Annotated in this window: 13 protein-coding genes; all 13 read right to left on the bottom strand. The window is 55.7% G+C overall.

Annotated features, from left to right (window positions below):
- Positions 1–14: 14 nt before the first annotated feature.
- The gene (locus OFAG_RS04310; RefSeq protein WP_020994846.1) at positions 15–506 is read right to left on the bottom strand and encodes a hypothetical protein; all 492 of its coding nucleotides are present in this window, start codon (positions 504–506) and stop codon (positions 15–17) included.
- Between the two features lie 367 nt (positions 507–873).
- On the bottom strand, positions 874–1,989 hold the full coding sequence (asd, locus tag OFAG_RS04305) for an aspartate-semialdehyde dehydrogenase (protein ID WP_005877691.1): 1,116 nt from the start codon (positions 1,987–1,989) through the stop codon (positions 874–876).
- Positions 1,990–2,021: 32 nt separating this feature from the next.
- Entirely contained in the window at positions 2,022–3,089 is a 1,068-nt protein-coding gene (leuB, locus tag OFAG_RS04300) for a 3-isopropylmalate dehydrogenase (RefSeq protein ID WP_040720834.1), read from the bottom strand.
- A gap of 75 nt (positions 3,090–3,164) precedes the next feature.
- Complete coding sequence (gene leuD / locus OFAG_RS04295) at positions 3,165–3,812, bottom strand: 3-isopropylmalate dehydratase small subunit (protein WP_040720828.1); 648 nt, start codon at positions 3,810–3,812, stop codon at positions 3,165–3,167.
- Positions 3,813–3,923: 111 nt separating this feature from the next.
- The gene (locus tag OFAG_RS13220; RefSeq protein WP_020994845.1) at positions 3,924–4,043 is read right to left on the bottom strand and encodes an entericidin A/B family lipoprotein; all 120 of its coding nucleotides are present in this window, start codon (positions 4,041–4,043) and stop codon (positions 3,924–3,926) included.
- 17 nt (positions 4,044–4,060) lie between these two features.
- Positions 4,061–5,464 carry a 3-isopropylmalate dehydratase large subunit gene (leuC, locus tag OFAG_RS04290; RefSeq protein WP_005877697.1) on the bottom strand — a complete coding sequence of 468 codons (1,404 nt, stop codon included), beginning with the start codon at positions 5,462–5,464 and terminating at the stop codon, positions 4,061–4,063.
- Between the two features lie 95 nt (positions 5,465–5,559).
- Positions 5,560–6,723, bottom strand: a complete 1,164-nt coding sequence (locus tag OFAG_RS04285) for an MFS transporter (RefSeq protein ID WP_005877698.1) — start codon at positions 6,721–6,723, stop codon at positions 5,560–5,562.
- 19 nt (positions 6,724–6,742) lie between these two features.
- Positions 6,743–7,867, bottom strand: coding sequence for a chorismate synthase (aroC, locus tag OFAG_RS04280; RefSeq protein WP_005877700.1), 1,125 nt, complete (start codon positions 7,865–7,867; stop codon positions 6,743–6,745).
- A gap of 96 nt (positions 7,868–7,963) precedes the next feature.
- The gene (gene nuoN, locus OFAG_RS04275) at positions 7,964–9,451 is read right to left on the bottom strand and encodes an NADH-quinone oxidoreductase subunit NuoN (protein ID WP_005877702.1); all 1,488 of its coding nucleotides are present in this window, start codon (positions 9,449–9,451) and stop codon (positions 7,964–7,966) included.
- 18 nt (positions 9,452–9,469) lie between these two features.
- Positions 9,470–10,963 carry an NADH-quinone oxidoreductase subunit M gene (locus OFAG_RS04270; protein ID WP_005877703.1) on the bottom strand — a complete coding sequence of 498 codons (1,494 nt, stop codon included), beginning with the start codon at positions 10,961–10,963 and terminating at the stop codon, positions 9,470–9,472.
- A 19-nt stretch (positions 10,964–10,982) separates the two neighbouring features.
- Complete coding sequence (nuoL, locus tag OFAG_RS04265; protein ID WP_020994844.1) at positions 10,983–13,115, bottom strand: NADH-quinone oxidoreductase subunit L; 2,133 nt, start codon at positions 13,113–13,115, stop codon at positions 10,983–10,985.
- A 51-nt stretch (positions 13,116–13,166) separates the two neighbouring features.
- Positions 13,167–13,475, bottom strand: coding sequence for an NADH-quinone oxidoreductase subunit NuoK (gene nuoK / locus OFAG_RS04260; RefSeq protein ID WP_005877707.1), 309 nt, complete (start codon positions 13,473–13,475; stop codon positions 13,167–13,169).
- Positions 13,472–14,134, bottom strand: coding sequence for an NADH-quinone oxidoreductase subunit J (locus OFAG_RS04255; RefSeq protein WP_005877709.1), 663 nt, complete (start codon positions 14,132–14,134; stop codon positions 13,472–13,474). Before OFAG_RS04255 ends, nuoK begins: the two co-directional genes overlap by 4 nt.

The raw sequence follows: 14,134 nt of genomic DNA, 5'->3' as shown, positions 1-14,134 counted from the left end.
TCCGGTGCGTTGTTTCATTTTTGAGGCACAGGCGGTTTCTCCGGAATATCAAAGTCTGTAAAGGCGCGCAGCATGGGCCATGCCTTTTGTATCAGCCCTGGTGCCGGGTTGTCCTCTATTATCACGAAGAATGCGCCTTCCTTGCCCTTTTTCAGGGGGACATGGAGCATCACACCCTCTTCATTGCTGTAAATCACGCAACGCCCGAAACGCATCGCGTCTTCCCCGGTTTTCACATCGGCCATGACTTCCGCAAATGGCCTGTCCCGCTCAAAGCCGGGACAGGCCATCAGCGCAAGGCTTTCATCCTGTGGCGCATAAAAAATGCAGTCACTGAACATACCGGAAGCCTTTGTTTCTCTTTTCCAGCCTTCAGGGGGCGGTACGGTCAGATAGCGCTGACTGAAGGCCCTTTCCCTGCTTTCGCCGGCACAGGCCGCATCCTGCAGGAAACCGCAGAACAGCACACAGCCAAGCAACAATACCGCCATGACTTTTTGCCGCATTATTTTCCTCTCTCTCAAGAAACTGAAGAATCAACAGGTCTTTTCAAAAACAGAACTGTTTTCACTGTCCATCGCCAAACGTACTTTTCCCGGGAACAGGGATAACCAATAAACCTTGCCATATCGGGATTGTTGTGTATGCCCTCATTTTAAAAGCAGGCTTTTCCCTTCTCCCGTATTTTGAAAACCTGGGCAATCTTTCAGGTTCAACTTCGGCGAATTGGTTGACCGCTCCTGATCAAAGGATCGGAACCCCATCCATTTTCCCGGTTTCCTTTAAAAAAACCGCTGGACGCTTTGTGCTGCCAGCGGTTTTTCCTTGCGTGAATCATCCGTTTCAAAACCGGATTTTCAAGAAAAGGAGCGATTATTCAAGAATGATGCGCAACATGCGGCGCAGCGGTTCGGCCGCTCCCCAGAGCAACTGGTCGCCTACCGTGAAAGCTGACAGATAATCGCCGCCCATGCCCAGTTTGCGCAGCCGTCCGACCGGCACGGTCAGGCTGCCCGATACCGCGGCGGGCGTCAGATCGCGGACAGAATCCTCCCGTGTGTTCGGCACTACTTTCGCCCAGGGATTGTGGCTTTCCAGCATATCCCCGATTTCGTCCAGCGGCACGTCTTTCTTCAGCTTGATCGTCAATGCCTGCGAATGACAGCGCATCGCCCCAATCCGGACACAAAGGCCATCGACAACGATCCGGCTGCCGCCGTCCTTGCCCAGAATCCTGTTCGTTTCGGCGCCGCCTTTCCATTCCTCGCGTGACATGCCATTGCCCAGATCGGTATCGATCCAGGGAATCAGGTTTCCTGCCAGCGGAACGCCGAACTGCTTCGTTTCGTCCGGCCCCATCCCGCGCTGGCGCGACAGTACCTGACGGTCGATGTCGAGAATGGCGGAAGCCGGATCCTCCAGATTCATCCGGACTTCGGCATGAATGGAACCGAACTGGGCCAGCAACTCGCGCATGTGCTGCGCGCCGCCGCCCGACGCCGCCTGATACGTCATTGACGTCATCCACTCGACGAGATCGTGCTCGAAGAGTCCGCCCAGTCCCATCAGCATGCAGGAAACGGTACAGTTTCCGCCGATAAAGTTCTTGACCCCTTTTGCCAATCCCGCATCGATCACCTTGCGGTTGACTGGATCCAGAACGATCAGCGCGTCGTCATTCATGCGCAATTTGGAGGCCGCGTCAATCCAGTAGCCATCCCAGCCGGCAGAACGCAATTTTGGAAAGACTTCGGCCGTATAGTCTCCACCCTGACAGGAAATCAGGATATCGCATTTTTTCAGTTCGCCGACATCGAAAGCGTCTTTTAACACGGTTTCGTTTTTCGCCATCGACGGAGCCTTGCCCCCGACATTCGACGTCGTGAAGAAAACGGGCTCGATCAGCTCGAAATCGTTTTCTTCCCGCATGCGCTGCATCAGAACGGAACCGACCATTCCGCGCCAGCCAATCAATCCTACCAGCTTCATTTTGTTACCCGATCCAGTCGTTCAAAAGCGTTTTACAGGGCTGCGACAACCGCGTCACCCATTTCCCGGGTACCGACGCGTTTCGTTCCTTCTTCATAGATATCGCCGGTACGCAGTCCGTCAGCAAGCACTTTCTTGACCGCCTTTTCGATACGGTCGGCCTGTTCGCCCCTGTTTAAGGAATAGCGGAGCATCATCGCAGCGGACAGGATCTGCGCCAGCGGATTGGCAATTCCTTTTCCGGCAATATCGGGAGCGGAACCGTGGGATGGTTCGTACAGTCCCTTGTTGTTTTCATCCAGCGAGGCAGACGGCAGCATGCCGATGGAACCCGTCAGCATGGCGGCCGCGTCAGACAGAATGTCGCCAAAAATGTTTCCGGTCAAAATGACATCCAGTTCCTTCGGGGCACGAACCAGCTGCATGGCGGCATTGTCCACATACATATGATCCAGTTTGACATCCGGATAATCCTTCGATACATCAATTACGATTTCGCGCCAGAGCTGGGACGTTTCCAGCACGTTGGCCTTGTCAACGGACGTCAGGCGCTTGCCGCGTTTCTGTGCCGTCTGGAAACCGATATGGGCGATACGGCGGATTTCAGGCTCGGCATAACGCATGGTATCGAATCCTTCACGAGCCCCCTTGAACGGACCATCAGGCGCTTCCCGGTGACCGCGGGGCTGCCCGAAATAAATATCGCCCGTCAGTTCCCGGACAATCAGGAGATCGAGGCCGGAAACGACTTCGGGTTTCAGCGTGGAAGCGCCAGCCAGTTCAGGATAGAGAATGGCAGGACGGAGATTGGCAAACAGTTTCAGGTTCTTTCTGAGGCCTAAAATAGCCTGTTCCGGGCGCAATGAACGTTCCAGCGTATCGTATTTGAAATCGCCGACCGCGCCGAAAAGCACCGCATCGGCTTCTTTCGCCAGCTTCAGGGTCCCTTCCGGCAAGGGATGGCCGTGTGCGGCATAACCGGCGCCGCCGACATCGGCCCATTCCATTTCGAAATTTTCATCCAGCGCATTCAGAACCCGAACGGCCTCATCCATGATTTCCGGGCCGATACCGTCGCCCGGCAGAATTGCAATCTTCACGTCTTTCCTCTCTTGTCCAACGCATTCCGTTTTCGCAAAAGGATGCGTCATGTTTTCGTTTTTATAAAACCGTCGTCAAATCGTATTGGCCAGCCAGGGCTGCCCGGCGATGTGGCGTTTTTCGTATTCCCTGATTTTATCCGCTTTCTGCAATGTCAGACCGATATCGTCCAGTCCGTTCATCAGGCAGTACTGGCGGAACGGGTCGATGGCGAACGTATAAACGAGACTGGCATCTTCACTTCTGACCACCATTTTTTCCAGATCGACAGTCAGCTGATAACCCGGCTGTGCCTCGACCGCCGCAAACAGCTGATCGACCTGCTCTTCCGTCAGGGTAATCGGCAAAAAGCCGTTCTTGAAACAGTTGTTAAAGAAAATATCGGCAAAACTCGGCGCGATAACCGCCTTGAACCCGTATTGCTGCAGTGCCCAGGGAGCGTGCTCGCGGGAAGAACCGCAACCGAAATTCTTGCGGGCCAGAAGAATCGAGGCGCCCTGATAACGCGGCTGGTTCAGCACGAAATCCGGATTCAGGGGACGCTTCGAATTGTCCATACCCGGTTCGCCATGGTCGAGATATCGCCATTCATCAAACAGGTTCGGCCCGAATCCTGTCCGCTTGATCGATTTCAGAAACTGTTTCGGAATAATCGCATCCGTGTCCACATTGACGCGATCCAGCGGAACGACCAGTCCGGTATGTACGGTAAATTTTTCCATGATTCCCATCAATTCTTTCGTCTTTCAAAAGACGACAAAAAGCCCGGCTCCCCATTCAATCCATCAACGGGAAGCCCGGCACCACAATAATCCCTTTCCGGCGCAGAAAGCTTACTTGGCGGCGTTTTCCACAGCCTCGCCTGCCCCCTGCACATCTTTTCCGACACCCTGAACAGTGTTGCAACCCGCCAGGAAAGCGACGGCTGCCAAAACAGCGATCAATACTCTCATCTTTTTCTCCTTGTCTGTCAACGGTTTTCGCGCACATCAACGAAGTGCCCGGCAATGCCAGCTGCTGCTGCCATTGCAGGAGATACTAAATGAGTTCTTCCCCCCTGTCCTTGTCGTCCTTCAAAGTTCCGGTTGGATGTCGAGGCGCACCGTTCTCCCGGAGAAAGCCGGTCGTCATTCATCGCCAGACACATGGAACAGCCCGGTTCACGCCATTCAAAACCCGCCTCGATGAAAATCCTGTCCAGTCCTTCCTTTTCCGCCTGTTCCTTGACGAGACCGGAACCCGGCACGACCATGGCGAGCCTGACACTGGCGGCCCGTTTCTTGCCCTTGACGACAGCGGCCGCTGCCCTCAGATCCTCGATACGCGAATTGGTGCACGAACCGATGAACACCTTGTCAATGGCAATGGATGTAATCGGCATATTCGGTTCCAGCCCCATGTATTCCAGAGCGCGGACAATGGCGTTGCGCCGCACCGGATCGGTTTCATCAGCCGGATCGGGGACTTTTCCATCAACCGACGTCACCATTTCCGGTGACGTTCCCCATGTCACCTGCGGCAGGATTTCCGCGGCGTCCAGCCTGACCACTGCGTCGAATGCGGCACCCGGATCGGAATGCAATGTCTTCCAGTACGCAACCGCCTTTTCCCACTGCTCGCCTTTCGGCGAAAACGGACGGCCTTTCACATATTCAATGGTGGTATCGTCAACGGCAACCATACCGGCACGGGCGCCCGCCTCGATCGCCATATTGCACAGCGTCATGCGCCCTTCCATCGACAGGGAACGGATGGCCGAACCGGCAAACTCGATGGCATATCCGGTGCCGCCCGCCGTACCGATCTTGCCGATAACGGCCAGTACGATATCTTTTGCCGTCACCCCCTGCCCCAGTTCCCCCTCGACTTCCACCCGCATCGATTTCGATTTTTTCGCAAGCAGGGTCTGGGTCGCCAGAACGTGTTCCACTTCGGACGTACCGATACCGTGCGCCAGACACCCGAAAGCGCCGTGCGTTGAAGTATGCGAATCGCCGCAGACAACGGTCATACCCGGCAACGTCGCGCCCTGTTCCGGCCCGATGACATGGACAATCCCCTGTCGCTTGTCGGCCATATTGAAATAGGTAAGGCCGAAGGTTTTGGCATTGTTGTCCAGCGTTTCAACCTGCAAACGCGAAACCGGATCGGCAATCGGGCCATTCCGGTTCTGCGTGGACACATTGTGATCGGCAACCAGCAAATTGGCGGAATCTCTCCAGGGCTTGCGATTTGCCATCCTCAGCCCTTCAAAGGCTTGCGGACTTGTCACTTCATGCAGGAGATGGCGATCGATATACAGAATCGTCGTGCCGTCTTTTTCCGTATCCACTACATGGGATTCCCAGAGTTTGTCGTAGAGAGTCTTTGCCATGATGCCATATCGCGTTTTCTGTTAACCAATTTTTTATTATGCCACATTCATCGGCAAACCTGACAGACGGAAGAGCCAATCCTGTCTTTCCTGTCTTATTTCCGTGCCTGCCACCGGAAAGACTGCCAGGCAGCCAGGAGGGCAATCAGCGCAAACATCGAGGCGACCCAGTAAACGGTTTCCGGCGTGAACCTGTCCCATACCCAGGACAGCAGAAAGCCGCCCAGCGTTCCGCCGATGCCGTAAGACGCACTGATGAACAGCGCCTGTCCCCGTGCCTGCAAGGGACCGGCAAACCATTTCTGGACAGCAAGAATGGAAGTCACATGATGCGCGCCGAAAGTGGCCGCATGCAAGAGCTGGGCAAACAGCAGAACGGCAAATGATCCGGCTCCGATTCCGATCAGGGCGAACCGCACAACGGCGATCAACAGGCTTGCCAGCATAATGGCCCTGATGCCGAAACGCCGGACAATCGGGGCCTGATAAATGAAAAAAACGATTTCGGCAATGGCGCCGATGGCCCACATGAGGCCGATGGTAATACTGCTGTAACCCAGAACGGAGAGATAAAGCGAATAGAACGCATACAATGCAGAGTGTGCCGCCAGCATGAAACCGCCGGAAACCATGAAAGCCACCACTTCGCGCCGGCGCAAGACACCCCACACGGAAACCTTTTTCCGTATGATGGAAGGCTGCGGAGTCTGGTACAGGCGCAAACTGACCAGCAGGAGAACGCCTAAAATGACTGCGCCTACCCAGGGCATCAGGCCGATTCCTGTCCAGTCCAGCACAAACCCCGAAGCGGCCGTCATGGCGACATACCCGACAGACCCCCACAGACGCAACTGTCCGTAACGGGACATGTTGCCCTGCATTTCAGACAGGATCAGGGCATCCGACAGAGGCCCCTGCGCACTGGTGAACAGATTGACGGCAATCATGAAAAAGGCGAAATACCCGAAGCCGCCGCCGAAGAAAAACCCGGTGAAGGCGATCAGCGCGGAACCGGCTGTGAACTGGAGTACACGCGCCCGCTGGCCTGTCCAGTCCGCCATCCATCCCCAGAGATTCGGCCCCACAATGCGCATGGCCTGCATCAGCGACATCAGGATGCCGATCTCGAACGCATCAATACCCCGGAAAGCCAGATAAAGGGTGACATACGTCGAAAAGACGCCGGCAAAACTGTAATAGCTGAAATAAAACGCGCCGAATCCGAACGCCTGTTCAGGCCATGAAGACTTGCCGGACACGGGTTAGGGCCTGCCGTTTTTACCTGTCCGGTCCGGATTGCGGCAAATCGCCCGCAACGGGAGAAACCGGCAAAACGACATCGGCGCATTGCGCCCTGTGCTGCAAAACGGCATCCATCAAAACCAGCGCCAGCATCGCCTCGGCGACCGGAACGGCACGAATGCCGACACAGGGATCGTGACGGCCGGTCGTTTCCACCGTGACAGGCTGGCCTTTGCTGTCGATCGAACGACGCGGCAGGCGGATGGACGGGGTCGGCTTGACGGCAATGGCAACCCGGATATCCTGTCCGGTCGAGATACCGCCTAAAACGCCGCCGGCATGATTGCTCAGAAAACCGTCCGGTGTGATTTCGTCCCCGTGTTCGGAACCTTTCTGCGCAACCGAGGCGAAACCGTCCCCGATTTCAATGCCCCTGACGGCATTGATGCCCATCATGGCCGCGGCAATTTCCGCATCGAGTTTTTCAAACAGCGGATTGCCCAGACCGGCCGGCACACCGCTCGCGACAAGCTCGACTTTCGCGCCGATGGAGTCGCCCGCCTTGCGCAGGGCATCCAGTTTTTCTTCGAGCCCGGCAAGCAGGTTTGCATCGTCAGTCGCGGCGAAAAAAGGATTGCCGGAAGTGAATTTCCATGCCCCGAAAGGAATCACCGTATCGCCAAGCTGCGAAAGGCAGCCCCTGATTTCGGTACCGTACCGGTTGCGCAGCCATTTTTTCGCGATGGCTGCCGCCCCGACCGTCGCCGCGGTCAGCCGTGCGGAAGAACGGCCGCCTCCTCTGGGATCACGGATACCGTATTTCATGAAATAGGTATAGTCCCCATGTCCCGGCCGGAAAACGTCGGCGATATTGCTGTAATCCTTGCTGCGCTGATCCCGGTTTTCAATCATCAGGGCAATCGGCGTCCCGGTCGTTCTTCCCTGATAGACGCCGGAAAGGATGCGTACGGTATCCGGTTCCCTTCTTTGCGTTACGAAGCGCGAAGACCCGGGACGGCGGCGATCCAGTTCGGGCTGGATATCCGCTTCGGACAGTTCCATTCCGGGAGGGCAGCCATCCACAATGCACCCCAGCGCCACGCCGTGCGACTCGCCGAAAGTCGTTACCGAAAAAAGTTTCCCGAAAGTATTGCCGCCCATAGCCTTGTCCGTTTTGACTTTGAATAATTGATTTTAACATTGCCGGTCTCAAAAACACGTTCCTGACGACCGGCGATCCGGTATTCCGCCAATCGCTTACAGCAGGAAAGCGCGGTAAACGGCTCTCACGCACAAATCCATCAGCGGGCCGGGCAGAATGCCAAGCAGCAGTATCAGCATGCCGTTGATGCCGAGAGCGGCCGCCATGTCCCACGGCGCCCGGATTTTCCTGCCATCGGCAGGTTCATCGAAATACATGAGCTTGATAACCCGCAGGTAGTAAAACGCACCGACCACGGCAAAGAAAATGCCGACGACAGCCAGCCAGAACATATCGACATTGATAACGGCCTGAAAAACCGCCAGTTTGCCATAAAACCCGACCAGCGGCGGAACACCGGCAAACGAAAACATGCAGAGCAGCATAATCAGCGCGTACCAGGGATTCCGGCGGTTCAGTCCGCGGAAATCGGAAAGGGTATCTGCCTCGACGCCATCTTTCGACATCATCAGAATCACGCCGAAAGCGCCGAGCGTCGCCAGCACGTAAACGATGGTGTAATACATGGCCGAACTGTAGGCAAAGGCCATTTCCGCTCCTGTCATGCCTTCTTTCACGCCAGCCAGCATGCCCAGCAGCATATACCCCATCTGCGCAATGGTCGAATAGGCCAGCATGCGTTTGATGTTTTTCTGCATGATCGCGGTCACGTTGCCCAGCGCCATCGACAGCACGGCAATCACGACCAGCATCTGCTGCCAGTCGAAAGCCATCGGCAACAGGGCTTCCACCAGAATGCGCAGGCAAATCGCGAAACCGGCCAGTTTCGGCGCGCCGGCAACCAGAAGCGTCACCGCCGTCGGCGCGCCTTCGAAAACATCGGGCACCCACATATGAAAGGGCACCGCACCCAGCTTGAAAGCGATCCCGGCCACCACGAACACCAGGCCGAATACCATGATTGTCCGGTTAATGCCGCTGTAAGCCGATATTTTCGCGATTTCCATGAAGTCCAGCGCTCCCGTCGCCCCGTATAGCATGGAAATGCCGTAAAGCAACAGTCCCGACCCGAGCGCGCCCAGAATGAAGAACTTTGTCGCCGCCTCGACCGCCTTGCCATCGTCGCGTTTTATGGCCACCAGTGCATAAAGCGGAAAAGACATCAATTCGATGCCGAGATACATCGTCAGAAAATCGGCGGCGGAAATGACAACCATCTGGCCCAGCATCGAAAACAGCGCCAGAACGTAAAATTCGCCACCCAGATGATGGGAGGTCAGGTTCCGTTCATTGATATAGCGGCGCGAATAGACCAGCGTGAACAGCATGGCGAAATAGGTGCACAGCTTCAGCAGATTCGATACGGCGTCCGAGACGAACGCACCGCCGAAGGTATAGACAATGGTTTTTTCCTGCAAAAAGATGAAACTGACTACGGCACAGGCGCCGATCGCCAGCACCGACAAGCCGAACGTGACATCCCGCCTGTTTTGCGGCAAAAACAGATCGATCAGCAAAATCAGCGGCACCGAAGCGATCAGGATCACTTCGGGCAAAGCGGGAATCAGGTTCATCGAATTCATATCGTCTCGACCCGCTCCTTACAGTTTCGACTGGGCCACATGCGCCAGCAGATCGGAGACGGACACCTGCATGACATCGGTCACCCATGCCGGATAAATCCCGATGGCCAGAACGAAAGCGCCCAATACCGCCAGAATGAAAAACTCGCGCGCCCCGATATCCTTTAAGGAAGCGACTTCCTCGCTTTCGATGGGACCGTAAAGCACCCTCTTGATCATCCAGAGGGTATAGGAAGCGCCGAGAATCAGGGCCAGCGCCCCGACTGCGGCGACCCAGACATTGACGCTGACCGCCCCTAAAATGACCATGACTTCGCCGACAAAGCCGGACGTTCCGGGCAAACCGCAATTGGCAAAGGCAAAGAGGACAAAGAACGCGGCAAAACGCGGCATGACATGCACGACCCCGCCATAGTCGCCGATATGGCGCGTGTGCATCCGGTCATAAAGTACGCCGACGCAAAGGAACATGGCGGCCGACACGAAACCGTGCGAAATCATCTGGACCAGCGCGCCATCGACGGTAATGTTCTCGAAGAGGAAAAAACCGAGCGTGACAAAGCCCATATGGGCGATGGAAGAATAGGCGATCAGTTTCTTCATGTCCTTTTGCACCAGCGCCACCAGCCCGATATACGTGACGGCGACCAGCGACAGGACAATCATGAGCCAGGCCAGATACCGGCTGGCGTCCGGCAAAATCGGCAGGGAAAACCGGATGAAGCCGTACGCGCCGAGTTTCAGCATGATGGCGGCCAGTATGACCGAACCGCCTGTCGGCGCCTCCACGTGAGCGTCCGGCAGCCAGGTATGCACCGGCCACATCGGCACCTTGACGGCAAAAGCCGTCAGGAAAGCGATGAACAGCCATATCTGGACATAGAGCGGCAACGGCGCCTTGTACCAGACGAAAATGTTGAAACTGTTGGTCTGGAGATAAAGGTACAGAATGGCGATCAGCATCGGCAGCGAACCGAAAAAGGTATAGAGGAAGAACTTGAAGGCGGCATACACACGCCGCTCGCCCCCCCAGATACCGATAATGACGAACATCGGGATCAGCGTGGCCTCGAAGAAAACGTAAAAGAGAAGCCCGTCGAACGTCGAGAAGACGCCGATCATCAGGCCCGAGAGGATCAGGAACGCGCCCATGTACTGGGCTACCTGCGTCTGTATGACCTTCCAGCCCGCCAGTACCACGATCAGCGTGATCAGGGCCGTCAACAGAACGAACCACATCGAAATGCCGTCCACACCCAGCGCGTACTCGACACGGAAGAGCCTGATCCACGAATGCCTTTCAACAAACTGCAGGCCGTGCGCACTCCGGTCGAAATGAAACGCCAGAGGCAGCGTCACGACAAAACTGGCCGCCGCACCCAGAAGAGCCAGATAGCGTACGAATGTGGCCCGTTCATCCTTTCCGGTCAAGAGGATCAGCAGGCCGAAAAACACCGGGCACCAGATCGCCAGGGAAAGGATGGGAAAAGTTGAATACGACAGATTAGGCATAATTATCCGATCAAACCTTTTATCTCAAACTGATGGGCACGAACCAGAACAGCAGGCACAGCAAACCGATGATCATGACGAACACATAATGGTACAGATATCCCGACTGGAAATGCCGGATCACGCCGGAGAGCCATCCCATCAGTCTCGCCCCCCCGTTGACAAACAGCCCGTCCACCAGAAAAACATCGCCCGCTTTCCACAGAAGACGCCCCAGACGTTTCGATCCGTTTACGAAGAAACGGGAAATAATCCAGTCGTCGATCAGGGTCACATCTATCCGCTTCCATAGCACCCTGCCCAGCCACAGCGCGCTATTTACGAAAACCGTCCGGTACAGGCTGTCCAGATAATACTGCTCGACCAAAAGCCGGTGGAGGAAACGCATTCTCCGGCGCAACCGGATCGGCACAATCGGGTTGACCATATAGAAATACCAGGCCGTGGCGATCCCGGCGACAGCCAGCCAGAACGTGGGCGTCAGGATCTCGCGCAAGGTCATCGACAGGGCGTTTTCGAAATGCATCGACAGGCGGGACATGGCGGGATGCCGTTCGCTGTCGATGAAAATCGCGCCGTCGAAGAAAGTGCCGAATACCATCGTATCAATGGCGAAATAGCCGATAATCACGGAAGGAATCGCCAGAAGCAGCAACGGCAAACGGATAATCCAGGGCGACTCATGCGGTTTCTCCCCGGGCAGAAGACCGATCAGATTGCCCTGGGGCACTTTTTCTTTTTCGGCCGTTTTCAGATTGACGAGTTGCTGCCGCTGGAAACGCTCGCGCCCGTGAAAAACGTAGAAAAACAGCCGGAAGGTGTAAAACCCGGTCACAAAGAGACCGATCACGACTGCCACAAGCGCCACAATCGAACCGGGAACCGAGGAAGCGCGGATTGCGCCGATAATCGATTCCTTGGAATAAAAGCCGGAAAAGAAAGGAACGCCGACCAGCGCCAGCGAGCCGACCAGTGCCGTGGCGTATGTCCAGGGCATGTATTTGCGCAAGCCGCCCATATTCCGGATATCCTGATCGTGATGCATGCCCAGTATGACCGAACCGATGGCGAGAAACAGAAGCGCCTTGAAAAAGGCGTGCGTCATCAGATGGAACACGGCAACCGAATAGGCGGACGCGCCCAGCGCGACCACCATATACCCCAGCTGCGACAGGGTTGAATAGGCGACGATGCGTTTGATATCGGTCTGTACCATAGCCACCAGTCCCAGAAAAAGCGCCGAAATCGCGCCGACGATCACCATCACCGACAGGGCCGTTTCCGACAGCTCGAAAAGCGGCGAGAGCCGGGCAACCATGAATATCCCGGCCGTCACCATCGTTGCCGCATGGATCAGGGCGGAAATCGGGGTCGGGCCTTCCATCGAATCGGGAAGCCAGACATGGAACGGGAACTGGGCCGACTTGCCCATCGCGCCAACAAACAGGAAAAGGCAGATCGCCGTAATAACCATCCAGCCTGTTCCCGGCACCGTCATTAACGCCAGCTGTTCGCGCACCGCGAAAACGTCCTGATAGTTCAGCGAACCGGCAAAAGCGAAAACCAGACCGATTCCGATCATGAAGCCGAAGTCTCCCACCCGGTTGACGAGAAAGGCTTTCAGGCCGGCCGAAACCGCTGTCGGTTTCTCCAGCCAGAAGCCGATCAGGAGATAGGACATCACGCCGACCGCCTCCCAGCCGAAAAAGAGCTGGATGAAATTGTCGCTCATCACCAGCGAGAGCATCGCAAAAGTAAAGAGAGAGATATACGAGAAAAAACGGCTCACATTGTCGTCGTTCTCCATATAGCCCATCGAATAGAGGTGGACAAGCAGCGAAATGAAGGTCACAAGCGTCATCATCATGGCCGACAGCGAATCGATCATGAAACCGATTTCAAAACGCACGCCCCCGACCGTCATCCAGGTATAAAGGGCCCTGTCGAAACTCGCGCCTTGCATGACGCTTGACAAAATGAGCAGCGAACAGACGAAAGAAACAGAAACGCCAGCCACTGTCACCGCTTTGGACGTTCTCCGCCGGATCAGATGGCCGCCGAAAAGAGACCCCATCAGCCCGGCAACCAATGCGCCCGCCAGCGGCGCGAGAAGCGCCGCCAGAAGCAGAGAGACATTCAGTTGATCGGGCATTTCTGTTCTTTCCTTCAGTTCTTTCCGGGTGAGATGGTGTTCAACAATCCTTTATCCTTTCAGCCTGTCCATATCGTCGGCCCCGACCGAATGGATTTTCCTGAAAAGGATAACCAGTATGCCAAGGCCGATCGCTGTTTCGGACGCCGCAATCGTCAGGATGAAAAAGACGAATATCTGCCCGGCGGCGTCGCCCAGATAATGGGAAAAGGCGATGAAATTCAGATTGATCGCCAAAAGCATCAGTTCGATCGCCATAAGGAGCACGATCAGATTGCGGCGGTTCAGGAAAATCCCCATGACGGCAATCGAAAACAGGATCGCTCCCAAAATCAGGTAATGAACAAGAGATACGCTCATTCCTTATCCTTTCCCCCTGAACCGGTTTCATCTTCAGCGCTTTCTGTTCCTGCCCTGACTCTCTCAACGCCTTCCGCTTTCATTTCGACGACCCTAAGCCTGTCTTCCGGACGCACCCGAATGGCCACGCTGGCCGAAGTATATCTGGCGTCGCTTCTGCGCCGTATCGTCAGCGTCACCGCGGCAATCAGTGCCACCAGCAGAATAATAGCCGCGATTTCAACGCTGAAAAGATAGTCGGTAAACAACGCTTTCCCGATTTCAGACGTCAGGCCGATCCGTGAGGCGTCATCCGGCGCATGCAGATCCAGCGCGAAAAATCCCCTGAAAATCACGGCAGACATTTCCAGCACGATCAGCCCCCCGACAAACAGGGCAAGCGCCAGATTTTTCCGGGCGATTCTTTTCAGTTCGCCCAGCTCGATATCCATCATCATCACGACAAACAGAAAGAGCACCATGACCGCTCCCACGTAAACGAGCAGCAGGATCAGGGCCAGAAATTCCGCCTTGAGGAGAATCCAGAGCGCCGCTCCCGTGAAAAAGGACAAAACCAGATACAGCACGGCATGCACCGGATTTCGGGACGTCACCACGCGCAGGGCCGCCAGCGTCAGGATGGCGGCAAAAGCATAAAACAGGACGGTTTCGAATTCCAT

The sequence above is a fragment of the Oxalobacter paraformigenes genome, assembly GCF_000158475.2.
GTDB lineage: Bacteria > Pseudomonadota > Gammaproteobacteria > Burkholderiales > Burkholderiaceae_D > Oxalobacter > Oxalobacter paraformigenes.
The sequence above is the reverse complement of the archived record's forward strand: the minus strand, read 5'-3'. Positions and strand labels throughout refer to the sequence as shown.

Bases quoted from the DNA above. Each gene is read 5' to 3' on its own strand.
- asd (WP_005877691.1), bottom strand. From the start codon at position 1,989: ATGAAGCTGGTAGGATTGATTGGCTGGCGCGGAATGGTCGGTTCCGTT.
- OFAG_RS13220 (WP_020994845.1), bottom strand. From the start codon at position 4,043: ATGAGAGTATTGATCGCTGTTTTGGCAGCCGTCGCTTTCCTGGCGGGT.
- nuoL (WP_020994844.1), bottom strand. From the start codon at position 13,115: ATGCCCGATCAACTGAATGTCTCTCTGCTTCTGGCGGCGCTTCTCGCG.
- OFAG_RS04270 (WP_005877703.1), bottom strand. From the start codon at position 10,963: ATGCCTAATCTGTCGTATTCAACTTTTCCCATCCTTTCCCTGGCGATC.
- nuoN (WP_005877702.1), bottom strand. From the start codon at position 9,451: ATGAATTCGATGAACCTGATTCCCGCTTTGCCCGAAGTGATCCTGATC.
- aroC (WP_005877700.1), bottom strand. From the start codon at position 7,867: ATGGGCGGCAATACTTTCGGGAAACTTTTTTCGGTAACGACTTTCGGC.
- OFAG_RS04255 (WP_005877709.1), bottom strand. From the start codon at position 14,134: ATGGAATTCGAAACCGTCCTGTTTTATGCTTTTGCCGCCATCCTGACG.
- leuD (WP_040720828.1), bottom strand. From the start codon at position 3,812: ATGGAAAAATTTACCGTACATACCGGACTGGTCGTTCCGCTGGATCGC.
- nuoK (WP_005877707.1), bottom strand. From the start codon at position 13,475: ATGAGCGTATCTCTTGTTCATTACCTGATTTTGGGAGCGATCCTGTTT.
- OFAG_RS04310 (WP_020994846.1), bottom strand. From the start codon at position 506: ATGCGGCAAAAAGTCATGGCGGTATTGTTGCTTGGCTGTGTGCTGTTC.
- leuC (WP_005877697.1), bottom strand. From the start codon at position 5,464: ATGGCAAAGACTCTCTACGACAAACTCTGGGAATCCCATGTAGTGGAT.